This is a genomic window from Micromonospora taraxaci, from assembly GCF_007830095.1.
Lineage (GTDB): Bacteria > Actinomycetota > Actinomycetes > Mycobacteriales > Micromonosporaceae > Micromonospora > Micromonospora taraxaci.
Genome location: NZ_VIWZ01000001.1, coordinates 3,841,006 through 3,861,735 on the forward strand (window position 1 = coordinate 3,841,006; position 20,730 = coordinate 3,861,735).

Here is a 20,730-nt window from a genome sequence, read left to right on the forward strand (position 1 = left end):
GCTGCGGACAGGTACCGGTGTGACAGCTGAGATGCGGAGCCGAATCCGCGCGGGAGACACCGAGGCGTTCGGGGACCTCTTCGACGAGCACGCCGACGCGGTCCGTCGACATGCGGTGTGGAGCGGGAGCGACCCGGCGCTCGCCGACGACGTGGTGTCGCTGACCTTCCTCGAGGCGTGGCGGATCCGCGAGTCGCTGCGGCCGGACGGGGACACTCTCCGGCCGTGGCTGCTCGGCATCGCCACCAACGTGCTGCGCAACCGGCGGCGGGCGGCGCGGCGGCACCGGGAGGCGCTCCGGCGGCTGCCGGCACGCGACACGGTTCCCGACTTCGCCGACGAGGTGGTCGGTCGGATGCACGACGCCGACCAGGTGGCCGCCGCTATGGCGGCGCTGCGGGCACTGCGTCGGGCGGACCGGGAGGTGTTCCTGCTGTGCGTGTGGTCGCAACTGGACTACGCGGCGGCCGCCGAGGCGCTGGGCGTACCCGTCGGGACGGTGCGGTCACGGCTGTCACGGGCCCGGACCCGGCTGCGGGCGTTGGCCGAGCAGGAGATGGCACGTACCCGAAAGATCCCCATCGAGCAGGGAGAGTACCGATGAGCGAGCCCACCGCCCCCCACGTGCCGACCCTGCCGGCCATGCGCCGGCAGGCACTGCGACACCACCTGATGAACGAGATCGGACGGCCGGCCCGGCGGCCGCGACGGATGCTGGTGCTCGCGCCGGCGGCAGGCGTGCTGACCGCCGTGGTCGCGGCCGGCGTGGTCACCCAGCCGTGGGCGCCGGACAGCGCGCCACTGGTCGTGGCGGTCGCGCCGGGAGAACGCGCCGGCGCCACGATGCTGCTGAACCGGATGGCCGAAGCCGCCGTCGACAAGCCGGTCCCGACGTCCGGCGAGGGCGAGTACGTCTACATCCGGAGCCAGGGTGCCTTCGCCGAGGTGGGCGACGGGCCGGCCCGACTGCAACCGGTACGCGAACGGGAGCTCTGGATCCCGCGCTACGAACCGGGCAATGGCCTGCTGCGGGAGCCGCGCTTCGACGTACCCCTCGCGGAGGTGATCCCCCGGCAGTCGCGACTCGACGACGTGACGCCGAACGCGGCGCTCGTCGACCTGCCCACCGACCCGGATGCTCTGCTGGCGAAGCTCTACCGGGAGCGGGAGCAACGGGGTCGGGGTAACAGCCGCGACGGCGCGGCGTTCACCGCGATCGGCGACGTCCTGCGCGAGTCGCTGGTGCCGCCCCAGACCAGCGCGGCGCTCTACCGGGCGGCGGCGAAGATCCCCGGGGTCGAGGTGGTCCGTGGGGTCACCGACGCGGCCGGCCGGCGGGGAATCGCCGTCGGGCACACCGAGCTCGACAGACGCGACGAGTGGATCTTCGACGAGCGGACGTTCGAGTACCTCGGCGAGCGCAGCTATCTCGTGGCGGACACCCCCGACGGACCCGCCGGCACGGTGTTGGGAACGACGGCGGTGCTGCAACGGGCGGTCGTGTCCGCCCTCGGGGAGCGCCCGGAGCGGTAGCCGGTGCGGCGCGATTTGACCCTCGACCGGGTCGAGGCCCGAGCATCGGCGGCATGGACGAACAGCCCACACCCGACCCGACCATGACGCGCATCATCGAAGCGGTGCAGCTCGGCCAGGCCGGTGATCCGACGGAAGCCCGGCACCGCCTCACCGCGCTGTGGGACGAGATCGGCGCCGGCGGCGACGCCCTGCACCGCTGCACCCTGGCCCACTACCTCGCCGACCTGCAGGAGACTCCCGAGGTCGAGTTGGTGTGGGACGAACGCGCCCTCGCCGCCGCCACCGACCTCACCGACGAACGTGCCCAGCAGCACCACCACGCGCTCCAGGTGCGGGGTTTCCTGCCGTCGCTGCACCTGAACCTCGCCGACGTGCACCGACGACTGTGCGACACCGCCCGGGCCCGGGCACACCTGAGCACCGCTCGGAGCCTCGCCGAGTACCTGCCGACCGACCAGTACGGCGATCTGATCCGCGCGGGTATCCAGCACGTCGACCAGGCTCTCGCGGCGGGCTCGACCCAGCGCCTCGACTCGCACCCCGCCGCAGCCGGCTGACAACGCCCGGCGGGTCGCGGTGCCTACGGCGCTACCGCCGCTGGTTCGGCTGCCGGATCCCGTGGCGGCTGGGCGCGGACCGGCTGGCGCTGGAGGACGACGACGGAGGACAGCACCAGGGCACCGCCGACGAGCTGCACCACTGTCAGGTTCTCGCCGAGGACCAGTGTGGCGAGTGCGGCGGTGACCACCGGTTCGACTGTGGACAGGATGGCGGCGGTGGACGGACCGGTGCGCCGCAGCCCGGCGAAGAAGGTCAGCATCGCCACGACTGTGGACACCACGGCGATGCAGGCCAACCAGAACCACCCCCGCCACCCGAAGTCCAGGTCGACGCCGCCGGTCAGCAGGGCGCGGACGGCGAGGGTCCCGGCCGCGCCGGTCAGCACCAGCGCGGACAGCACCACGGGTGCCAGCCGGTGCACGACGGTGTCGGCGACCAGGATGTAGATCGTGTACGTCAGCGCGGCGGCGAAGGCCAGCAGCGCCCCGAGCGGATGGAAACCCACGCCACCGGCGCCGAGCAGGACCAGCAGCGTTCCGCCCGACGCGGCCACCAGCGCGGCGCCGCGCCTCGGGGAGAGCCGGTCCCGGCCGAGCAGCACCGCCCCCACTGTCACCAGGACCGGGTACGTGTAGAGGATCAGAGCCAGCAGCGAGGCGTCCATCAGTTCCAGCGCGGAGAAGAACAGACCCGCCTGGGCGGCGTACCCGACGGCACCCAGCCCGATGGCGACGGCCAGCACCCGGCGGCCGGTCATCGGAGGCCGGCCGGGAGCAGGCGAAGCGCGGCGCAGGCCCGGGCGCACCAGCAGGGCGACGCCGAGCAGGACGGCTGCCAGGGTGAACCGCACCAGCAGCAACTCCCCGGTTGGGACGCCGGCGTCGTAGGCGAGTTTGCCGAAGATCGCCATGGCGCCGAAGCACGCTGCGGACAGGAGACACAGTGCTGCACCCATGCAGCAAGGATCGAAGACCCGACCGTTCAGGTCCAGCGATGATTCCCGGAGGTCAATCGTTAGAATCCCCGCATGATCGAGCTGGACCTGCGGCGGTTGCGCTTTCTGCGTGAGTTCGAGGAGCGCGGCACCCTGGCGGCGGTGGCGGCGGCTCTGGGTTACAGCCCGTCCACGATCTCCCAACAACTCGCCCTGTTGGAGAAGGAGGTCGGCGCCCGTCTGCTCGACAAGGCCGGCCGGGGGGTGCGGCTCACCGATGCCGGTCACCTCCTCGCCCAGCACGCGCGAGTCCTGCTCTCCGCCGCCGAGGCGGCGCAGGCCGACCTCGCCGCTCTCGGCGGCGACATCCGCGGCACCGTCCGCGCCGGCGGCCTGCAGTCAGCGGCCCGCCGCCTGCTCATCCCCGCCGTCGCGCGCCTGAAGGCCGAGCACCCGCAGGTCCGCGTGGAGATCTTCGAGCTCGAACTCGAACAGTCCCTGCCCGGCCTGCGCCTCGGCACTGTCGACCTCGTCATCGGCGACGAGTACGACAGCCATCCCCGCCCACGGCCGGCCGGTCTGCGCTTCACGCTCCTGCTGGAAGAGCCCCTGAGGATCGTGCTCCCCGCCGCCCATCCTCTCGCCCGCTCCGGTGGACCCGTCGCGATGGCCGATCTGCGCTCCGACATCTGGGCCGCCTCGGCCGAGGGCACCGGCCACCACGCCATGGTGGTCGGAACCTGCCGTGCCCTTGGCGGGTACGAACCCGACCTGCGGCACCGCTCCAACGACGCGGACGTCCAACTCGAACTGGTCCGCGCCGCGACAGCTGTCGCCCTCATGCCAGCCCTGACTCTGCCCCGCGACGACCCGGCGCTCGCGATCCGGGACATCGCCGAGACCACCCTCAGACGCCGCCTGGTCGCCGCCACCCGAGACACGCCACCCGCTCCCGCGCTCATCGCCCTCCTGGCGGCGGTGACGGACCAGGTCCGCGAACTCGGCATGTAGAAGTCAGCGCAGCATCGCCCGGGTCATCCGGCGGGTGGCGACGTACATCGCGACCGAGCCGAACGCGACGAGGTACGCCACCGGGATCAGCAGGTCCCAGCTGAGGCGACCCAACGCTGGTTCGCGTACCAGCTCGATGCTGTGGTAGAGCGGCAGCGCCCGGATAACGGGTTGCACCACCTCCGGGTAGACCGACAGGGGGTAGAACGTCGTGGCGAACAGGTACATCGGCAGCATGACCAGCTGGATGTACTGGAAGTCGGCGAAGTCGCGCAGGTACGTGGTGACGGCCAGCCCCGCCGCGGCGAACGCGTACGCGATCAGCGCCGACGCGGGTAGGGCCAGCAGCACCCAGGGCGAGGTGACCAACCCGCCCACCGCCATGAGGGTGAGGAAGCCGATCGACGTGAGCAACGCGTTGATCATGGCGCTGGTGACCTCGCCGACGGCGATGTCGGTGACCGACAGCGGTGTCGGCAGGATCGCCTCGTAGGTCTTCTCGACCCTCATCCGGATGAAGACGCCGAAGCTGGTCTGGTTGAACGCCGTGTTCATGGCGGTCGTGGCCAGGATCGCCGGCGCGACGTAAACAACGTAGGGGACCTCGACCCCGGGGACCGTACCGACGAGCAGCCCGACGCCGATGCCGATCGACAGCAGGTAGAGGATCGGTTCGACGAGCGCGTTGAGCAGCGGGGTGACCGACCGGCGGTAGATCATGAAGTTGCGTTCGATGAGCGCGAGGGCTCGGCGTCTCGTCCACTCGGGTACGACGACGGTGGTCATGCTGTCTCCACGAGGCTCTGGGCGGGGATCGTCACGGGTGCAACCGTCGGCGGTAGGTGACGCGGGCGACGAGGAAGCCGCCGATCGCGAGGGTCAGCAGGTAGGCGATGTGTACGGAGCTGCCGCCGACAGTCGCCGTGCCGAGGCTGAGCGTGCGGCACAGCTCCACCCCGTGCCACAGCGGCAGCAGGTAGGACACCGGCCGGATCCACTCAGGTAGCTGCGAGACGGCGAAGAACGTGCCGGAGAACATGTAGAGCGGCATGATCACGAAGCGGAAGACCGTGTCGATGTGGCGCAGCTTGCGCACACCGACCGCCCACGCCGCGGCCGGTGCCGCGAACGCGACCCCGGTGAGCGTCGCGCCGAGCAGCGCGCCGAGGGCCCACCATCCCCCGATCAACCCGAACGCGGCCATCACCGCGATGAAGGCGGCGCTGGCGACGAGCACCCGGAAGGCGATGAAGAGCAGGTGCCCGGCGGCGAGCTGCTCCGGGTCGAGTGGTGTCGGCGTGGCGCTGCGGTAGGCCCCGAAGCCCGCGGCCCGGGCCACGCCCCCGGCCCCCTCCAGGAACGCGTTCTGCATCGCGGCGGCGGCCAGCATGCCCGGTGCGAAGAACGCCGCGTAGGAGACGCCGGCGATCTGGGCCGGCGCGTTGTCGTCGACGAGAGAGCCCAGGCCGGCACCGATGCCGATCAGGAACAGCAACGGGTTCAGCACGTTGATCACGATCGAGCCGCGCCAGGTACGCCGGTAGCGCGTGACCCAGTATCGGAATGCGCGAAGCACCAGTGGTCCCCCTGCTACTCGATGAGCGATCGGCCGGTGAGGTTGAGGAACACGTCCTCCAACGTCGCGCGGCGGACCAGCGCGGTGAGCGGCGTGAGCGACATGGCGTGCACCGCGGCGAGGGCGGCCTCTCCGTCGGCGGTGTAGACGAGCACCCGGTCGGGAAGCGGTTCGACGCGACCGTCGCTGCCGGTGGCCAGCGCCGACGTGCGTAGCTTCTCCGCCGCGGTGTCCCGTTCGTCGAGGCGGAAGCGCAGTTCGAGGACCTCCCGCGTGGCGTACCTGTCGATCAGGTCCCGGGGAGAGCCCTGCGCGACGATCCGGCCGTGGTCGACGACGACGAGCCGGTCGCAGAGCTGCTCGGCCTCGTCCATGTAGTGCGTGGTGAGGATGAGCGTGACGCCCTCCTGTTTGAGCTGGAAGAGCCGGTCCCACAGAATGTGTCGCGCCTGCGGGTCGAGGCCGGTGGTCGGCTCGTCGAGCAGCAGGATGTCGGGTTCGTTGATCAGCGAGCGGGCGATGGTGAGTCGTCGACGCATGCCGCCGGAGAGCGTCTCGACCTGGTCGCCGGCCTTCTCCTGAAGCTGCGCGAAGTCCAGCAGTCGGGTGGCCCGTTCCCGGATGACGGCGCGTGGCAGGCCGAAGTATCGCCCGTAGATGTGCAGGTTCTCCCGGACGGTCAGTTCGTTGTCGAGGTGGTCGTCCTGGGTCACGACGCCCAGCCGGGCGCGGATCTGCGGCCCCTGTGTCATCGGGTCCATGCCGAGCACGCGCAGGGTGCCGCCGCTGATCGGCGACGTCGCGGCGATCATCCGCATGGTGGTGGACTTGCCGGCGCCGTTGGGGCCGAGGAGCCCGAACGACTCGCCCCGCTCAAGCGCGAAGTCGATGCCGTCGACAGCGCGGAACTCCGCTGTGGACCCGCGTGGTGGATAGGTCTTGGTCAGATTCCTCGCCTGGACCAGGGGTTGCTCGCTCACCATGGCAGCCTAGAAAATCCAACAACAGACTGCAATATTTAAACAGAGCATTGTAATTTCTAGACTATCCCCTGGGGTTGGTCGCCGATCTCGATTGCCACGCCCGACCGGACCTGCGAGGGTCGACGGATGTCACAGGTGACCGGCGCCGACCTGCTCCAGGCGGCCGACGAGATGACGCGCGTACTGCACCCGCACCGCGAGCGCGACTGGTGGGTGCCCGCCGGCACGTTGACGTGGAGCTGCTGGACCACGGCGGCCCACGTCGCACACGACCTCCTCGCGTACGCCGGCCAGGTCACCGGCCGCCCGGAGGACGGCTACCTGCCGTACGACCTGCGGGTCTCCCCCGACGCGAGCCCGGCGCAGACCCTCACCGTGGTGCGGGCCTGCGCCGGGATGCTCGCCGCCGTCGTCGACGCGACCCCGCCTGACGCGCGGGCCTGGCACTACGGCCCCTGCGATCCGGCCGGCTTCGCGGCGATGGGCGTGGCCGAGACCCTGCTGCACACCCACGACATCACCCTCGGCCTCGGCGTGCCGTGGCAGCCACCGCAACGGCTGAGCGCACTGGTGCTGGGGCGACTCTTCCCGGAGGCCCCGGCCGACCCCGCCCCCGAGGTGCTGCTCTGGATGACCGGCCGTGGTGAGTTGCCCGGCCGGGCGCGGCGTACCTCCTGGAATTGGCACGCTGCCGTGGACTGACGGGCTGGACCGCGCGCTACCGCGTCCGCCCCGGATGGAGCTGACGGACGGGGACCGGCAACACGTGCCGGTGCCCGTCCAGCGGAAAGGTCGGCGGCCGGGCGGGCAGCGTCTCCTCGTAGAGGAAGCCGCACTTCTGTGCCACCCGGCAGGACGCGAGGTTGTCCACCTGGTGCAGCAGGTCCAGATGCGTCAACCCGGGGAACCTGTCGAACGCCCAGCCGCTGAGCGCGGTGACCGCGCGCGGGGCGACGCCACGGCCGCGCGCCCACGACGCCGTCCAGTAGCCCACCTCCGGTGCGGGACGCTGCGGCGTCACGCCCTTGAGCACCACGTTCGCCACCAGCCGTGGACCATCCGCGTGGTCCTCGAGGACGGCGAAGCTGTACCGCCGGCCGTCGGCCCAGTCCTGCCGCGTCCGCTCCAGCCAGTGCCGGCCCTCGTCGATGCTGGTCACCGGAAGCCGCGTCCATCGGCGCAGCACCGGATCCCGGTACGCCGCCAGCAGCGCGTCCAGGTCGTCGTCCACCCAGGGCCGCAGGGCAAGCTCCGACGCCCGCAACTCGATCACCATCCGCCCAGTCTGCCGATGGCGTGCAAGGCCGACCAGGCGGGTCAGCGCGACCGGCGCCGCCATGGCAGCGGCCACCAGGTACGGCGGGACCGGGGCGGCGGAGCGACGACGGCGACCTGCTCGGCCGGTGACGTCGACACGCTCGGCGGGGCGTGTTCGGCGCGCCAGCGGCGGACCACCTCGTCGGCGTTCACCGGACGCACCACCACCCGGGGGCCGTCGGGGTTGCGGAGCCAGGCCACGATCTGCGCGTTCAACTGCCCCACGACGTCGCGTACGGACTGTTCGGTGGGCAGGTCGCGGACCTCGTCGGGGATCTGCTCGATGCGTCGGCGCAGTTGCAGCGGGGTGGGCAGGAGCAGGTCGCTGGGCAGCGCCTCACGCTCCAGGAAACTCTTGATCCACCATGACTCGTCGTACGGCGTACCCCGGCCGGGGATCGGCTTGCCCATGCCGGGCAGGTTGTCGAACTCGCCGCGCTGCGCGGCTCCCCGGATCTGCGCCTCCACGGCCGCTTCCCACGCTTCGGTCACCCTGCGGCACCTCCCCCGGCCACGGTAGCCCGTCGCCTCCGGACGGCAACGGTCGTCGTAAGAGATCAGCGCACCCGCCCCGGTGACCATTCCCGGCCGGTGGTGCGACCGGGCGGAAGCGCAGGCCACGGGCCGCAAGGTGGCCCTCGGCCGGCATGTTCGTCCCGATTACGGTCAGTGTGGGGACTATCGAACGGGGGAACACCGATGGTGAGTTCGGGTGCGCTGCTGGGCATCGCGCTTGTCGCGTTGGGGCTGGTGCTGACACCGGGCCCGAACATGGTCTACCTGGTGTCCCGCTCGGTCGCGCAGGGCCGCCGGGCGGGGCTGGTCTCGCTGCTCGGGGTGGCCGCCGGTTTCGGGGTCTACCTGGCCACGGCGGTCGCCGGCCTGGCCGCCGTGTTCGTGCTGGTGCCGACGCTGTACGCGGTGGTGAAACTGGCCGGCGCCGGCTACCTGCTCTGGTTGGCCTGGCGGACGCTGCGCCCCGGCGGGCACTCACCGTTCACGCCCGCGCCGCTGCCACCGGACCCACCCCGGCGGCTGTTCACCATGGGTCTGGTCACCAACCTGCTGAACCCGAAGATCGCCATCCTCTACGTGTCGCTGCTGCCCCAGTTCGTCGACCCGACGCGCGGGCACCTGGCCACGCAGAGCCTGCTGCTCGGCCTCACCCAGATCGCTGTCGCGCTGAGCGTGAACGCGCTGATCGTGCTCACCGCCGGCTCCCTCGCCGGTTTCTTCGCCCGCCGACCCGTGTGGCTACGGGTGCAGCGGTGGGTGACCGGTACGGCGCTGGCCGCGCTGGCCGTGCGGATCGCCACCGACCGGTCCCGCGCGGCGGTCGCCGCGCCCTGACCCGACGGTCACCGGCCGCGGTGGCGGCGGACCATCCCGGCGGCCAGCGGCGCGGCGTCCAGGTCACCGGCGGCGAGCCGGGCGGCGAGGGTACGGCGCACCAGCCGGTCGGCCAGCGCGGGAGCGTGCCGGCCGACGGCCATCTCCAGGCGGCCACGGGCGGTGGTGGCCACGTCCCGGGGTGCCCGACGGGCGGTGGCGGTACGCAGGATCGCCGCGACCACCCCCTGCACCGGCTCGGGGCGGGACACCCCCTGCAACGACAGTCCCGCCTCGGCGGTGCTGTCGTGGATGGGTGAGGCGACCATGCTCGGGTAGACGACGCTGACACCGACGTGGGTGCCCACCTCGTGCCGCAGCGCGTCGGCGTACGCCACCAGGGCCCGCTTGCTCACCCCGTACGCGGCGGCGAGAGGCAGCGGTAGCACCGCCATCCGACTGGCCACGAAGATGACCCGTCCGTGGGCGGTGACCAGCGGCGGCAGCGCGGCGGCGGTGGTCCGCCACGCGGCCAGCAGGTTGACCTCCAGTTGCCGGCGGACCACCTCGTCGGGTGGCAGTTCGGCCGGGGCGGGGCCACCCACCCCGGCGTTGTTGATCAGCAGGTCGAGCCCGCCGAGGTGGTCGACGGCGGCCCGCACCGCCGGTGCCACGGCGTCCGGGTCGGTCAGGTCGCAGCCGAGCACCGGCACCCCGCCGTCGGGCTGAGGGTGCAGGTCGAGCCCCACCACCCGCGCGCCGGCGGCGGTCAACGCCGTACCGAGATGTCGACCGAAGGTGCCGCTCGCCCCGGTCACCAGCACCCGCCGGCCGGCCAGCGACCGGCTCGTCACCGCCGGGCCCCGGCTGCGACCCGCCGGGCCCCGGCCGCCAACTCCCGGGTCAGCTCGGCCAGGTAGACGTCGAAGTCCACGCGCATCGCCGGACGGCGCTGACCCCAGCGGGCCGTCGCGGCCCGCAGGTCGGCCCGGCAGGCGGCCCGCTGTCGTTCCGGGTCGGGCAACGCGTACCGGCCGGCGAGGTGCGCGGCGACCAGTTTGGCCTGCGCCTCGACCAGGGGGAACGCCGACCCGGTGGACTGCACCAGCCCGACGAAGGTCAGGCCGGGAGCGTCCGGGTGGAACACGTGCCGGTACAACGGCAGGCTGTCGGCACCGTCGCCGAGCAGCGCCGGGTCGAGGAACGGGACCGCCACCCGGTACCCGGTGCACCAGATGATCAGGTCGACGCTGTCGGTGCGACCGTCGGTGAACTCGACCCGGTCACCGTCGACGGAGGCGATGCCGGGTCGGGCCTCGACGTCGCCGTGGGTCAGCCGGGACAGCAACCCGTCGGAGAGGGTCGGGTGGTCCTGCAGGAAGCCGTGGCGCGGCGCGGGCAACCCGTAGCGGCTGGGATTGCCGACGGTGGTGCTCAGCATCGTCTGGCTGATGCGTTGCCGCAGCCGCCACGGCAGCCGACGGGCCAACGCCCCGTTGAGGGTGTCCGAGGGGCGACCCAGCAGGTACTTCGGCACCACCCAGACACCGCGGCGCAGCGACAGCAACGTGCGGGTCGCGGCGTACGAGGCGTCCACAGCGATGTCCATCGCGGAGTTGCCGCCCCCGACGACGAGGACCCGCCTGCCGGCCAACTGCTCCGGACCCCGGTAGTCGTGGCTGTGCATCTGCTCGGCGGTGCAGGTGCCGGCGTACGACGGCTCGGGCAGCTTGGGCACCCGGTTGTGTCCGTTGGCGACGACCACGGCGTCGACGGTGACTTCGGCTGCTCCGTCCGGCCCGCTCGCGGCCACCGTCCAGGTGCCGTCCTGGTTGCGGGTGACCCGCTCGACGGTGTGGCGCAGCCGGATGTGCTCGCCCAACCCGAACCGGTCCACGTAGTCGGCCAGGTAACCGGCGACCCGGGTGTGGTCGGGGTAGTCGGGCCAGTCGGTGGGCATCGGATGGTCGGCGAACTGGGTGCGCCCCCGGCTGGTGTTCAGGTGCAACGTCCGGTACGCCGGTGAGTCGGGTGCCCCGTACACCCAGAGGCCGCCGACCTGGTCGGTGGCCTCGAAGCAGACCACCGCCGCGCCGACGTCGCGCAGCGCCTTGACCGCGGCGAGCCCGGCCGCGCCGGCGCCGATCACCGCCACCTGAGGTGGTACGCCCATCGCCGCCCCCATCTAAATCCAACGTCTGATGGATAATCGTCGTCGGGCGGTGAACCGTCAAGGGGTCGACGGTCCGTACAACCCGTCGAGCAGCCGATGCACGAACGCCCGGAACTCGCGCCGCTCCCGTGCGCCCGGCGCGCCCGCCGCCAACGCCACCACGTGACCGTGGGTCGCCCACACCAGGCTGCGTACGGTGATGTGCGGGGTCGGCTCCGCCAGCGCGCCGGCCGCCGCCGCGGCGCCGAGGAGCTCGGCCACCAGCCGGTACAACGGGTCGGCGTAGCGCTGGTCCAACTCGGCGTGCCGCTGCGGCTCCAACCAGCGACGCAGCCACAGCGCGGTGGTCTCCGGGCGGTCCTCCAGGAAGTCGACGAACACGTCGACAAGTTCGTGCAGGGCTCGCCGCGCCGCGTCCGGCCCCGCGTCGAGAGCAGCGCGGGCCTGCTCGGCGGCTTCGGTCAGGACCTCCCGCTCGGCGGCGAAGACGCGGGCGAAGCAGGCGTCGTAGAGCGCTGCCTTCGTACCCGTGTGGTGCGCGACGGTGGCGACGTCGACCCCGGCGGCGGCGGCGACCTCCCGCAGCCCGACGGCGTCGAAGCCACGCTCGGCGAACAGCGCGGTCGCGGCGGTGAGCACCACCTCGCGGGTCGGCCGGGTCTCGTCGCGTCGCGGGCGACCCGGACGGCGTCGGGGCATGGTCATGGCCGCCATTCTGCCCCTAGAATCCAGCAACCGTTGGATTGCGGAGAGGACGCGGCGATGACCGGGCTCGACAGGCGGCCCGCGGCCGCCACCGACGCGACGCTCCCCCGTGGCCCCCTGGCGGGCTTCGCGGCCGGCTCGCTCGGCATGGGTGTCTGGGTGACGGTGCCCGGCCTGCTGCTGCTCTACTTCCTTACCGACGTGCTGGCCGTCGACCCGTGGCTGGCCGGCATCGCGCTGCTGCTGCCGAAGGTCGCCGACGTGGTGCTGCACCCCTGGGTGGGTCACCGCGCCGACGTCGAGCAGACCCGCCGCGGCGACCGGCGTCGCCTGCTGCTGGTCGGCTGCGCCCTGCCGCTCGCGTTCGCCGCGCTGTTCGCGGTGCCCGGCGGCCTGACCGGCGCGTCGGCGGCCGCGTGGGTGGCGGTGTTCTTCGTCGTCGGCAACCTGCTCTTCGCCGCCTACCAGGTCCCCTACCTGGCCACCCCGGCCGACCTGCGCATCGGCTACGACGAACGCACCCGGCTGATGGCGTTCCGGATGGTCGTGCTGACCCTGGGCATCCTGGTGTCCGGCCTGCTGGCGCCGCTGCTCACCGGCGGTGACACGGCGACCCGCTCCGGCTACCAGCGGATGGGCCTGGTCCTCGCCGTCGGGATGCTGGTGGCCATGCTGGTCGGCGTCGCCGGCATCAGCCGCCTGCGCGGGTCGGCGGCGGATCCCACACCGGCGGGGCACGGCGGGTGGCGCGCCCTGCGCACCGCGCTGCGCGACCGGCAGTTCCGCTGGCTCGTCGCCGCCTACCTGGCGATGTCCACCACCACCCACCTGGTGCTCGCCGGGGTGCCCTACTACGCCGAGTACGAACTGCGGGCCACCGGCCTGACCACCGTGCTGGTGGCCGCGTTCGTCGCACCGGCGCTGCTGGTCACCCCGGCCTGGCTGATGGTGGCCCGCCGCGTCGGCAAGCAACGGGCGTTGCTCGGCGCGCAGGGCGCGTTCGCCCTCGGGTCGCTGGTGCTGGCGGTGGGCCGCCCGGCCGGCCTGCCGGTGCTGATCGGCGCGGTGGCGGTGCTCGGCGTGGCCTTCGCCGGCATGCAACTGCTGCCGTTCTCGATGCTGCCCGACGTGATCCGCGCGGCCCCCGCCACCACCGGCGCCGGCACCTACACCGGGGTGTGGACGGCCACCGAGGCCACCGGCGCGGCCCTCGGTCCGTACGCGTACGCCCTGTGCCTGACCGTCGGTGGTTTCGTGGCCTCGACGGCCGGTGAGTCGCCGGTGCAGCCGGACGCGGCGCTCACCGCGGTCCGCTACGGCTTCGGGGTGCTGCCGGCGGTGGCGATGCTCGCGGCCGTGCTGCTGCAACGCCGCTACACCCTGGACGCCACCGCCCGGACGACGAGCTGAACGGCCGGCACTAGACTTCGCCCTCGATGGACGCCCAGCCCAGCACCACCGAAACCCGTCCGTGCGCCCACTGTGGAGCGCCGGTGGCGCAGCGTGTCGGCGCGGGCCGCCCGTTTCGCTACTGCCGGGACAACGACGGCGCCTGCCAACGCGCCTCCCGCAACAGCCGGATGCGCCACCGTAACGCCCCCGGCCTGCCCGGGCAGGTGGCCCGCACCTGGGAGGCGGTGGACCGCCTCGACCAGATCGTCGAGACGTTGACCGAGTCGCTGCACGCCGAGTTGTCGCCGGTGGGTGTGCAGCGGCAAATCGCGCAGGCCCGCGCGGAGGCCGCCACCGAGGTCGCGGCGGCGCAGACCGAACGCGACGAGGCCCGCGACGACGCCGAAGCCGCAGCGGCCGACGCCGCACGAGCACGCGAGCAGGCGCGTAGCGCCGTGGCCGAGGCCGACGACGCCCGCCAACGCGCCGAGCAGGCCGTGCGGCGGGCCACCGCGGCCGACGAACGCGCCCAGCACGCCGAGGCCGCCCGCGACCAGGCACGCCACGACGTCAGCGCCGCCGAGGCGTTGCGCGCCCAGGCGGAACGCGACCGCGACCAGGCCCGCGCCGAGGTGCGCGACCTGCGGGCCGAACGGGACACCGAGCGGCAACGGGTGACCGACCTGACCGTGGAACGCGACGCGGCGCGCGCCGACGCCGAACGGGCCACCCGGGCCGCCGCCGAGGCGACCGAGCGGGCCGGGCGGTGGCAGGCCGAGGTGCAGGACGTACGGCGGCAGATCGAACAGGCCCGCGCCGACGCCGCGCGGACCCGCGCCGAGGCCGCCGACGCCGCCCGCGCCCGGGAGCAGGCCGACCGGGCCCGCGACCGCGCGCAGGTCGCGGCCCAGCAGGCCGACGACGCCCGGCAGGAGGCCGCCGAACTCGCGGCGCGCCTACGCGCCGAACTGGCCGCGACCGCCGCCCACCGGGACACCCTCACCGCCGAGCTTGCCGCGGCCCGGCAGGCCACGGCCGCCGCCGAGGGCCAGGTCACCGCCCTGACGGTACGCCTCGACGCCGCCGAGACCGACCGGGACACGGCCCAGCGGCGGGTGGCGCAGCTCGGTGACCAGGTCAGCGACCTGGCGTTGGCGCTGGCCCGGCTGGGTCCGACGCCGACGGGCGAGGCGAACGCCTGAGCGGGCCGGCGCAACCTTCGCCGCGTCCGGGCGGTTAACATCCCCGGTGGCAGCGGACACACCGCCGTTTGCGACCCGCCCGGGGATCACCTGGCCGGGTGACCGTCCCGGCCGGTTACCCTTGGTCCCGGTCCGCCCGTGGACGCCTCGCGCCCTCGGGCGGGAATGGCTCGACGGGGACACACGGTTACACCCAGAAGACCAGCACCACGAACGAGGGGAAGTCGATCATGGGCGAGCGTATGCTGCGCGGAAGCCGCCTTGGCGCGGTGAGCTACGAATCCGACCGCAACACGGAGCTCGCGCCGCGTCAGACCCGCGAGTACCTCTGCGCCAAGGGCCACCAGTTTGAGGTGCCGTTCGCCGTCGACGCCGAGGTCCCGACGACCTGGGAGTGCAAGTTCGACGGCAGCGTCGCCCGACTCGTCGACGGCAACGAGCCGGAGCAGAAGAAGGCCAAGCCGCCGCGTACCCACTGGGACATGCTGCTGGAGCGGCGCTCGATCGCCGAGCTCGAGGACATCCTCGAGGAGCGCCTGCAGGAGGTCCGGACCCGTCGCGGCCGCGCCTGAGCCGCACGACGCACAACGACGCCGCCCCCGGGGTAACCCCGGGGGCGGCGTCGTTGTGCGTGCTCAGTGTCGACCAGGCTCCACGATCTCGCCCTCGATCGCCCGGCCGCCGTCGACCACCACCGGTTGCTCCGGTGGCGGGGTCGGTTGCGGCGCACCTTGGCGCACCCGCACCGTACGGGGGCCGAACAGGTCACCGGCGACCATCGACGACACCCGCCGCTCGGTGGCGCGTCGCACCCCGGCGCGGGCCAGTCGCCGCACCGGAGGCACCAGCAGCAGCAACCCGGCCAGCCCGCTGACCAGACCGGGCACCGCGAGCAGCAACGCCCCGGCCAACCCGACGAGCCCGTCGGTCACCTGCCCGCCCGGTGGTTGCCCGGCCGCCGCGGCGGACCGGAACCCACGCCAGGCGCGCATGCCCTCACGGCGCAGCAGCACCAACCCCAGCAGGGACGCCGCGAAGACCAGCAGCACGGCCACCCCGAACCCCAGCGCCCGCCCCACACCGACGAACACCGCCAGTTCCACCACCACCGCCAGCAACAGGGCCAACGGCACGAACTTCAGTCCTCGGCGCATCTCACCTCATCGCCATTCCCGCGACACCATGGGCGTGTCCCGCCCATCCAGCATGACACGACCGCGCTCACGGCCACCGCGCCTGACCGGTGGCCGTGCCGTGCAGGCCACGGCGTACCGCCTGGCGGCGGTCCTGTACGCCCCAGGCGGTGATCCGCCACAGCGCCTCGGCCACGATCTTCGGGCTCATCTTGCTGTCCCCGCGTTCCCGCTCGGCGAACGTGATCGGCACCTCCACGATCCGCACCCCGGCCTGGTGCGCCAGGCGGGACAGCTCCACCTGGAACGAGTACCCCTGCGAGGTCACCGACTCCAGGTCGATGGCGTCCAACGCGCTGATCCGGTACACCCGGTAACCGCCGGTGGCGTCCGAGACCGGCATGCCCAGCGCCAGGCGCGCGTACAGGTTGCCGCCGCGCGACAGCAGCAGCCGCCGCAACGGCCAGTTGAGCACACGGGCGCCGCTGGTCCACCGCGAGCCGATCACCACGTCGGCGTCACGGGCGGCGTCCAGCAGCGCCGGCAGGTCCTCCGGGGCGTGGGAGCCGTCGGCGTCCATCTCCACGACCGCCTGGTAGCCGCGCTCCCGGGCCCACCCGAACCCGGCCAGGTACGCCGCGCCGAGGCCTTCCTTGCCGTGACGGTGCAACACCTGCACGTGGGTGTCGCCGTCGGCGAGGGCGTCGGCGATCGCGCCGGTGCCGTCGGGGCTGTTGTCGTCGGCGATGAGGATCCGCACCGCCGGGGCTGCGCGCCGGACCCGGCCCACGATCGCGGCGATGTTGTCGGCCTCGTTGTAGGTGGGGATCACCACCAGCACCCGGCCCACTCCGGGCACCTCGTCCGGGCGTCGGATCGTATCGGTCGCCTGGATCACGGTTCCTCCGCTCCCGCCGGCGTACCGGCTGTTGCTAACCGGGCATGATCCGTTGCCGCCGGCGCACCACCGCGGCGCCGACCAGGGCCGCCGCGGCCAGCGCGGCGAGCGCTACCTCCGGCCACCAACCGAGCCGGGTGGCGAGGGTACGTCCGTCGTCGAGGCGCAGCTGCCGCACCACGACCTCCCGGGTGTTGAACCCGGTGGCATCGCTTACCCGCCCGTCGGGTGCCACGAACCCGGACACGCCGACCGTGGAGGCCATCAACGCCGGTCGGCCGTGCTCGACGGCCCGCAACCGGACCATGGCCAGCTGCTGACGGGCCTCCGCCACGTCGAAGGTCGCGTTGTTGGTCTGCACGACCAGCAGTTGCGCGCCGCCGGTGACAGTGTCGCGGACCACCTCGTCGTAGGCGACCTCGAAGCAGATCACGTCACCCAGCACGGCCGGGCCGACGCGTACCACGCCCGGGGTGCTCCCCGGCACGAAGTCGTTGCGGATCAAGTCGACCTGCTTGCTGACCATGCGGGCCACGTCGCGCAGCGGCACGTACTCGGCGAACGGCACGGGGTGGCGTTTGGTGTACAGCTGGTCAAGGTCCGCGCCGGTGCCGGGCCGCCACAGGATGCCCGCGTTGCGGACCTGCCCGGCACCCGGCCCGAGCAGCACCGCACCGACCAGGATCGGCGCGCGGACGGTGTCGGCGGCCTGAGAGATCCGCGCACCGGCGGTGGGGTTGCGCAGCGGGTCGATGTCGCTGGAGTTCTCCGGCCACACCACCAGGTCGGGTTGGTCATGTTGGCCGGCGGCGACCCGGGCGGCCAGTTCGAGGGTGGCGTCGACGTGGTTGTTGAGCACCGCCTGCCGTTGGGCGTTGAAGTCCAGGCCCAGGCGCGGCACGTTGCCCTGCACGATCGCCACGGTGACCGTGGCGCCGGACCCGGCGGCGGCGACGGGCACGAGCAGCGCCCCGGCGGTCAGCGCGACCGCCAGGGCGGCCGGTACGGCCACCGGTGCCCACCGCCGCGCCGACGACCCGGTGGCCGTCGCGGTGTCGACGGGCGGCGCGGTGTCGGCCGGCCCCGTGGTCGAGCCGGTGCCGGAGGGGTGGGTGAGCGTGGTGGGGCGCAGGGTGGTCCAGGTGTGCCAGGCGGCGGTGACGAGCAGCCCGCCCAGGAGCGCCACCGCGAAGGTCACCAGCGGCGCGCCGCCCAGCGAGGCCAGGCGCAGCAGCGGGGAGGTGTCCTGGCTGAACGCCAGCCGCCCCCACGGGAAACCGCCGAACGGGGTGCGGTCGCGCAGGGTTTCCTGCCCGACCCACAGCAGCCCGGTCAGCACCGGCCACGACCAGCGGACGCGGTCGACCAGCGGGGACACCCAGGCGGTGGCCGCGCCGAGCAACGCCAGGTAGCCGGCCTGCAACAGCGACAGGAGCACCCACGGCAGGTAGCCGGTGTGCAGGTTCGTCCAGGCCAGCAGCGGGGCGAAGAGCGCCACGCCGGTGAGGAAGCCCAGGCCGGCGCCGGCGCGCAACCGCCGCCGGTGGGTGGCGGCGGCCAGCAACGCCACGCCGACCGGGGCGAGCGGCCACACCCCGTATGGGGGGAACGCCACCAGCAGGGCCAGTCCGGCGGCCACGGCCAGGGGCGCGGCGACCCGCAACGGCAGCGGCCGACCCGTCACGACCGGTCGGGTCGGCGCCGCCGGGGCGTGGGTCTCATCCCGGTCCAGGGTCGTCACCGCTTCACCTCGATCACGGGGCGAAGGCTACCTGGCCGGGGGCGGGAGCAGCCGCATCGGGCAGCCGGCAGTGAACGGTGGGGCGCGATGATCAGGTGAGGCGACAGTGGGCGCGGTGGGGACGAAATCGGGGCGCGGCTCGCGCCGCGCCCCGATGCTCCCAGGCCCTTCCCGGCCGGTGTGGCGAGGATGGGGCACGACGACCTTCGGACCGACCGGACGTGGACTGGCTGCCCCCGCCGGGCCGTTGTCTACTGGCCGTGCACCTCACCCTGCCCGTACACCGGTAACCGCGGCCGGTTCGCGCCGCCCCGCCGACCCCCGCCCGCTGGACCTGGCCGCCGCGACGATGATGCTCAAACATGTCGCTCGGCCAGCGGACGAAGGGACGAAGCGAACAGCAGCCGCTTCCCGTGGTAGGACTCAAAGACGGTACGTGCCGACCCCCGTTGGTTGTCAACCCACACCCGGCCTGTCGTGTGTTGCGACACGGCGTGTCGGGTCGGCGCGTCTCAATGTGTCCGCAGATGGTGACGCAGCAGCGTCCCCGCCGCCGCCCGATGCTCCTGCGCGAGGAGCCCTCCGGCGGCCAGCACGTAGTCGGCGTCGACCACCGAGGCGGCGGCGCGCGGCAACGCCCACCCGCCGGCGTGGTCGGCGAGGACCGCCGCCAACACCTGCCCGGACACGGGCGTCGGGGCGTGCCGCAGCACCCCACCGGAACCCACCAGCAACCGCACGTCACGCAGGTCCCGTCCGGCCCGCTCGCCCGTCGCGGCGCCGCGCGCGTGTCGCCGCAGGGCCACCGTCGCCGCGAGGGTGGCGATTCGGGCGTCCACGGCCCGCTGCGTGTCGTCGACGGCCAGGAACGCCGGGTCGGTGGCCCGACGGTCCGCGTCGGCCGCCAGGTCGTCGGCGTCGCCCGGGGTGAGCAGCCGCTCCTCGACGGCGGCGCGCAGCACCCCGGGGGCGCTCCACCGCATGCCCAGGTCCCCCTCGACGGTACGGGCCCGCCAGAGGTTGCCGGCGACCTCCCGACCGGGCCCGGTGGCCCGCTCGTCGGGGGTGAGCACCGAGTACACGTCGGTGGTGGCGCCACCCACGTCGACCACGGCCAGGTCACCGCCGATGGTGTCGGCGAGCACCTCCACACCGGTGAGGACCGCGTCGGGGGTGGCCGCGCGGACCAGCCGCGCGAACCGGGTGCCCCGCGACAGTCGTTTACCTCCGATGACGTGGCGCAGGAACACCTCGCGGATCGCCGCGCGCGCCGACGCCGGGGCGAGGACCCCGATGCGGGGCAGGACGTTCTCCGCTCCCGTCACCGGCACCCCGGCGGCCGCCAGCAGGGCGGTGAGGTCCTCGCGGACGTCGGCGTTGCCCGCGTACACCACTGGTTTGCGCCACCGGGCGCGGGCCAGCCGGGTGGCGTTGTGGGTGACCGTGTCGGCGTCACCGCCGTCGGTGCCGCCGACGAGCAGGACCACGTCGGGTCGGGAGGCGCGCAACGCCGTCAGGTCCGCCGCGCCGAGCCGACCGGCCGCCACGTGCACCACGTGCGCGCCGGCGGACAACCCGACGCGCCGGCCGGCCTGCGCGGTGACCAGCGGCTCGTAGCCGATGACGGCCAGCCGCAGTCCACCGCCGGCCGACGAGCACACGTACCACGGCACGTCGCGGACACCGAGCCCGACGGTGGCCGCCGTGACCGCGGCGTCCAGGCCGTGCAGCACGTCGGTGCCGACCGTCGTGGGCGCCGACGCGGCACCCACCAGCACGCCGGCGGCCAGGTCCACCACCGCCGCCTTGGTGTACGTGGACCCGACGTCCGCGCAGACGGCCAGGGTCACGACGTTGCGGGAACGACCACGGTGCCGGTCGCGGTGACCGCCACGATCGGTGGGTCCAGGACCTCCGCGGCGGACTCGGAGCGGTCCGGGCGACCCCGGCACACCACCACGCAGGCCAGGTCCAGGGTGCGGCTGCGGGAGCCCACCCGCGACACCTGCGCGGTCACCTCCACCACGTCACCGGCGTGGATGGGGGCGCTGAACCGCACGTCGGAGTACCCGGCGAACAGGCCCTCGTCGCCGTCGGTGCGAATACACACCTCGGTCGCCACGTCCCCGAACAACCCCAGGGCGTACGCCCCGTCGACCAGGTTGCCCGCGTAGTGGGCGTGCGAGTACGGCACATACCGCCGGTGCGTCACCGTCAACCCGAGCCGTGCGTCGGTCAT

Annotated in this window: 23 protein-coding genes; 9 read left to right on the forward strand and 14 right to left on the reverse strand. The window is 73.3% G+C overall.

All coding sequences use genetic code 11. The features are described 5' to 3' along the window. Positions 1-31: 31 nt before the first annotated feature. Genes FHU34_RS17655 through FHU34_RS17665 form a run of 3 tightly spaced genes read left to right on the forward strand, consistent with a single transcriptional unit; the run spans position 32 to position 2,093 of the window. Complete coding sequence (locus tag FHU34_RS17655) at positions 32-604, forward strand: RNA polymerase sigma factor (RefSeq protein ID WP_145781883.1); 573 nt, start codon at positions 32-34, stop codon at positions 602-604. Further along, positions 601-1,533, forward strand: a complete 933-nt coding sequence (locus FHU34_RS17660; RefSeq protein ID WP_145781886.1) for a CU044_5270 family protein — start codon at positions 601-603, stop codon at positions 1,531-1,533. Before FHU34_RS17655 ends, FHU34_RS17660 begins: the two co-directional genes overlap by 4 nt. A 53-nt stretch (positions 1,534-1,586) precedes the next feature. Then, entirely contained in the window at positions 1,587-2,093 is a 507-nt protein-coding gene (locus FHU34_RS17665) for a hypothetical protein (protein ID WP_145781888.1), read from the forward strand. A 23-nt stretch (positions 2,094-2,116) separates the two neighbouring features. On the opposite strand, the gene FHU34_RS17670 is transcribed toward FHU34_RS17665, so the two are convergent. Then, complete coding sequence (locus FHU34_RS17670) at positions 2,117-3,052, reverse strand: DMT family transporter (protein ID WP_145781890.1); 936 nt, start codon at positions 3,050-3,052, stop codon at positions 2,117-2,119. 72 nt (positions 3,053-3,124) lie between these two features. Between FHU34_RS17670 and FHU34_RS17675 the strand changes: the two genes are divergently transcribed. Beyond that, entirely contained in the window at positions 3,125-4,042 is a 918-nt protein-coding gene (locus tag FHU34_RS17675; protein WP_145781893.1) for a LysR family transcriptional regulator, read from the forward strand. A gap of 3 nt (positions 4,043-4,045) precedes the next feature. Here the strand turns inward: FHU34_RS17675 and FHU34_RS17680 are convergent, their stop codons facing one another. From FHU34_RS17680 to FHU34_RS17690, 3 genes are read right to left on the reverse strand one after another with little or no spacing between them, the layout of a single operon-like run. Beyond that, positions 4,046-4,828 (reverse strand): ABC transporter permease, encoded by a 783-nt coding sequence (locus tag FHU34_RS17680; RefSeq protein WP_145781895.1) that lies wholly within the window; start codon positions 4,826-4,828, stop codon positions 4,046-4,048. A gap of 31 nt (positions 4,829-4,859) precedes the next feature. Further along, positions 4,860-5,618, reverse strand: a complete 759-nt coding sequence (locus FHU34_RS17685) for an ABC transporter permease (RefSeq protein ID WP_208745025.1) — start codon at positions 5,616-5,618, stop codon at positions 4,860-4,862. A gap of 14 nt (positions 5,619-5,632) precedes the next feature. Further along, entirely contained in the window at positions 5,633-6,601 is a 969-nt protein-coding gene (locus FHU34_RS17690) for an ABC transporter ATP-binding protein (RefSeq protein ID WP_145781897.1), read from the reverse strand. A gap of 126 nt (positions 6,602-6,727) precedes the next feature. On the opposite strand from FHU34_RS17690, the gene FHU34_RS17695 reads away from it, so the two are divergent. After that, a complete protein-coding gene (locus FHU34_RS17695) occupies positions 6,728-7,303 on the forward strand; it encodes a maleylpyruvate isomerase N-terminal domain-containing protein (RefSeq protein WP_208745026.1) in 576 nt (191 codons plus the stop codon). Positions 7,304-7,319: 16 nt separating this feature from the next. Here the strand turns inward: FHU34_RS17695 and FHU34_RS17700 are convergent, their stop codons facing one another. Together FHU34_RS17700 and FHU34_RS17705 are read right to left on the reverse strand one after the other, a co-directional pair. Continuing rightward, complete coding sequence (locus tag FHU34_RS17700) at positions 7,320-7,877, reverse strand: GNAT family N-acetyltransferase (protein WP_145781899.1); 558 nt, start codon at positions 7,875-7,877, stop codon at positions 7,320-7,322. Between the two features lie 41 nt (positions 7,878-7,918). Further along, complete coding sequence (locus FHU34_RS17705) at positions 7,919-8,410, reverse strand: DnaJ family domain-containing protein (protein ID WP_145781902.1); 492 nt, start codon at positions 8,408-8,410, stop codon at positions 7,919-7,921. Between the two features lie 207 nt (positions 8,411-8,617). On the opposite strand from FHU34_RS17705, the gene FHU34_RS17710 reads away from it, so the two are divergent. Next, complete coding sequence (locus FHU34_RS17710) at positions 8,618-9,268, forward strand: LysE family translocator (protein WP_145781904.1); 651 nt, start codon at positions 8,618-8,620, stop codon at positions 9,266-9,268. Positions 9,269-9,276: 8 nt separating this feature from the next. Here FHU34_RS17710 and FHU34_RS17715 read toward each other — a convergent pair whose 3' ends face one another. Genes FHU34_RS17715 through FHU34_RS17725 form a run of 3 tightly spaced genes read right to left on the reverse strand, consistent with a single transcriptional unit; the run spans position 9,277 to position 12,125 of the window. Further along, positions 9,277-10,101 (reverse strand): SDR family NAD(P)-dependent oxidoreductase, encoded by an 825-nt coding sequence (locus tag FHU34_RS17715; RefSeq protein ID WP_145781907.1) that lies wholly within the window; start codon positions 10,099-10,101, stop codon positions 9,277-9,279. Then, complete coding sequence (locus FHU34_RS17720) at positions 10,098-11,420, reverse strand: flavin-containing monooxygenase (protein WP_145781909.1); 1,323 nt, start codon at positions 11,418-11,420, stop codon at positions 10,098-10,100. The genes FHU34_RS17715 and FHU34_RS17720 overlap by 4 nt, the downstream gene beginning before the upstream one ends. 57 nt (positions 11,421-11,477) lie before the next feature. After that, positions 11,478-12,125: a TetR/AcrR family transcriptional regulator gene (locus FHU34_RS17725; RefSeq protein ID WP_244311715.1), complete on the reverse strand. Its 648-nt coding sequence runs from the start codon at positions 12,123-12,125 to the stop codon at positions 11,478-11,480. Between the two features lie 57 nt (positions 12,126-12,182). On the opposite strand from FHU34_RS17725, the gene FHU34_RS17730 reads away from it, so the two are divergent. The 3 genes from FHU34_RS17730 (at position 12,183) to FHU34_RS17740 (ending at position 15,291) form a co-directional block, all read left to right on the forward strand. Next, the gene (locus FHU34_RS17730) at positions 12,183-13,535 is read left to right on the forward strand and encodes an MFS transporter (RefSeq protein ID WP_145781912.1); all 1,353 of its coding nucleotides are present in this window, start codon (positions 12,183-12,185) and stop codon (positions 13,533-13,535) included. Between the two features lie 26 nt (positions 13,536-13,561). Next, positions 13,562-14,719: a coiled-coil domain-containing protein gene (locus tag FHU34_RS17735; protein WP_145781914.1), complete on the forward strand. Its 1,158-nt coding sequence runs from the start codon at positions 13,562-13,564 to the stop codon at positions 14,717-14,719. A gap of 230 nt (positions 14,720-14,949) precedes the next feature. Continuing rightward, entirely contained in the window at positions 14,950-15,291 is a 342-nt protein-coding gene (locus tag FHU34_RS17740; RefSeq protein ID WP_091398247.1) for an RNA polymerase-binding protein RbpA, read from the forward strand. Between the two features lie 63 nt (positions 15,292-15,354). Here the strand turns inward: FHU34_RS17740 and FHU34_RS17745 are convergent, their stop codons facing one another. The 5 genes from FHU34_RS17745 to kal form a co-directional block, all read right to left on the reverse strand. Next, complete coding sequence (locus tag FHU34_RS17745; protein ID WP_145781916.1) at positions 15,355-15,873, reverse strand: FxsA family protein; 519 nt, start codon at positions 15,871-15,873, stop codon at positions 15,355-15,357. Positions 15,874-15,940: 67 nt separating this feature from the next. Further along, the gene (locus FHU34_RS17750; protein WP_244311716.1) at positions 15,941-16,750 is read right to left on the reverse strand and encodes a polyprenol monophosphomannose synthase; all 810 of its coding nucleotides are present in this window, start codon (positions 16,748-16,750) and stop codon (positions 15,941-15,943) included. 34 nt (positions 16,751-16,784) lie between these two features. Further along, a complete protein-coding gene (gene lnt, locus FHU34_RS17755) occupies positions 16,785-18,491 on the reverse strand; it encodes an apolipoprotein N-acyltransferase (protein WP_145781918.1) in 1,707 nt (568 codons plus the stop codon). Between the two features lie 512 nt (positions 18,492-19,003). Then, a complete protein-coding gene (locus tag FHU34_RS17760) occupies positions 19,004-20,341 on the reverse strand; it encodes a glutamate mutase L (RefSeq protein ID WP_145781920.1) in 1,338 nt (445 codons plus the stop codon). Further along, the gene (gene kal / locus FHU34_RS17765; RefSeq protein WP_145781922.1) at positions 20,338-20,730 is read right to left on the reverse strand and encodes a 3-aminobutyryl-CoA ammonia lyase; all 393 of its coding nucleotides are present in this window, start codon (positions 20,728-20,730) and stop codon (positions 20,338-20,340) included. The genes FHU34_RS17760 and kal overlap by 4 nt, the downstream gene beginning before the upstream one ends.

Bases quoted from the DNA above. Each gene is read 5' to 3' on its own strand.
- FHU34_RS17730 (WP_145781912.1), top strand. From the start codon at position 12,183: ATGACCGGGCTCGACAGGCGGCCCGCGGCCGCCACCGACGCGACGCTC.
- FHU34_RS17745 (WP_145781916.1), bottom strand. From the start codon at position 15,873: ATGCGCCGAGGACTGAAGTTCGTGCCGTTGGCCCTGTTGCTGGCGGTG.
- FHU34_RS17720 (WP_145781909.1), bottom strand. From the start codon at position 11,420: ATGGGCGTACCACCTCAGGTGGCGGTGATCGGCGCCGGCGCGGCCGGG.
- FHU34_RS17655 (WP_145781883.1), top strand. From the start codon at position 32: ATGCGGAGCCGAATCCGCGCGGGAGACACCGAGGCGTTCGGGGACCTC.
- FHU34_RS17735 (WP_145781914.1), top strand. From the start codon at position 13,562: ATGGACGCCCAGCCCAGCACCACCGAAACCCGTCCGTGCGCCCACTGT.
- FHU34_RS17690 (WP_145781897.1), bottom strand. From the start codon at position 6,601: ATGGTGAGCGAGCAACCCCTGGTCCAGGCGAGGAATCTGACCAAGACC.
- FHU34_RS17670 (WP_145781890.1), bottom strand. From the start codon at position 3,052: ATGGGTGCAGCACTGTGTCTCCTGTCCGCAGCGTGCTTCGGCGCCATG.
- FHU34_RS17680 (WP_145781895.1), bottom strand. From the start codon at position 4,828: ATGACCACCGTCGTCGTACCCGAGTGGACGAGACGCCGAGCCCTCGCG.
- FHU34_RS17660 (WP_145781886.1), top strand. From the start codon at position 601: ATGAGCGAGCCCACCGCCCCCCACGTGCCGACCCTGCCGGCCATGCGC.
- FHU34_RS17695 (WP_208745026.1), top strand. From the start codon at position 6,728: ATGTCACAGGTGACCGGCGCCGACCTGCTCCAGGCGGCCGACGAGATG.
- FHU34_RS17710 (WP_145781904.1), top strand. From the start codon at position 8,618: ATGGTGAGTTCGGGTGCGCTGCTGGGCATCGCGCTTGTCGCGTTGGGG.
- FHU34_RS17665 (WP_145781888.1), top strand. From the start codon at position 1,587: ATGGACGAACAGCCCACACCCGACCCGACCATGACGCGCATCATCGAA.
- FHU34_RS17725 (WP_244311715.1), bottom strand. From the start codon at position 12,125: ATGACCATGCCCCGACGCCGTCCGGGTCGCCCGCGACGCGACGAGACC.
- FHU34_RS17675 (WP_145781893.1), top strand. From the start codon at position 3,125: ATGATCGAGCTGGACCTGCGGCGGTTGCGCTTTCTGCGTGAGTTCGAG.
- FHU34_RS17740 (WP_091398247.1), top strand. From the start codon at position 14,950: ATGGGCGAGCGTATGCTGCGCGGAAGCCGCCTTGGCGCGGTGAGCTAC.
- kal (WP_145781922.1), bottom strand. From the start codon at position 20,730: ATGACCGACGCACGGCTCGGGTTGACGGTGACGCACCGGCGGTATGTG.
- FHU34_RS17700 (WP_145781899.1), bottom strand. From the start codon at position 7,877: ATGGTGATCGAGTTGCGGGCGTCGGAGCTTGCCCTGCGGCCCTGGGTG.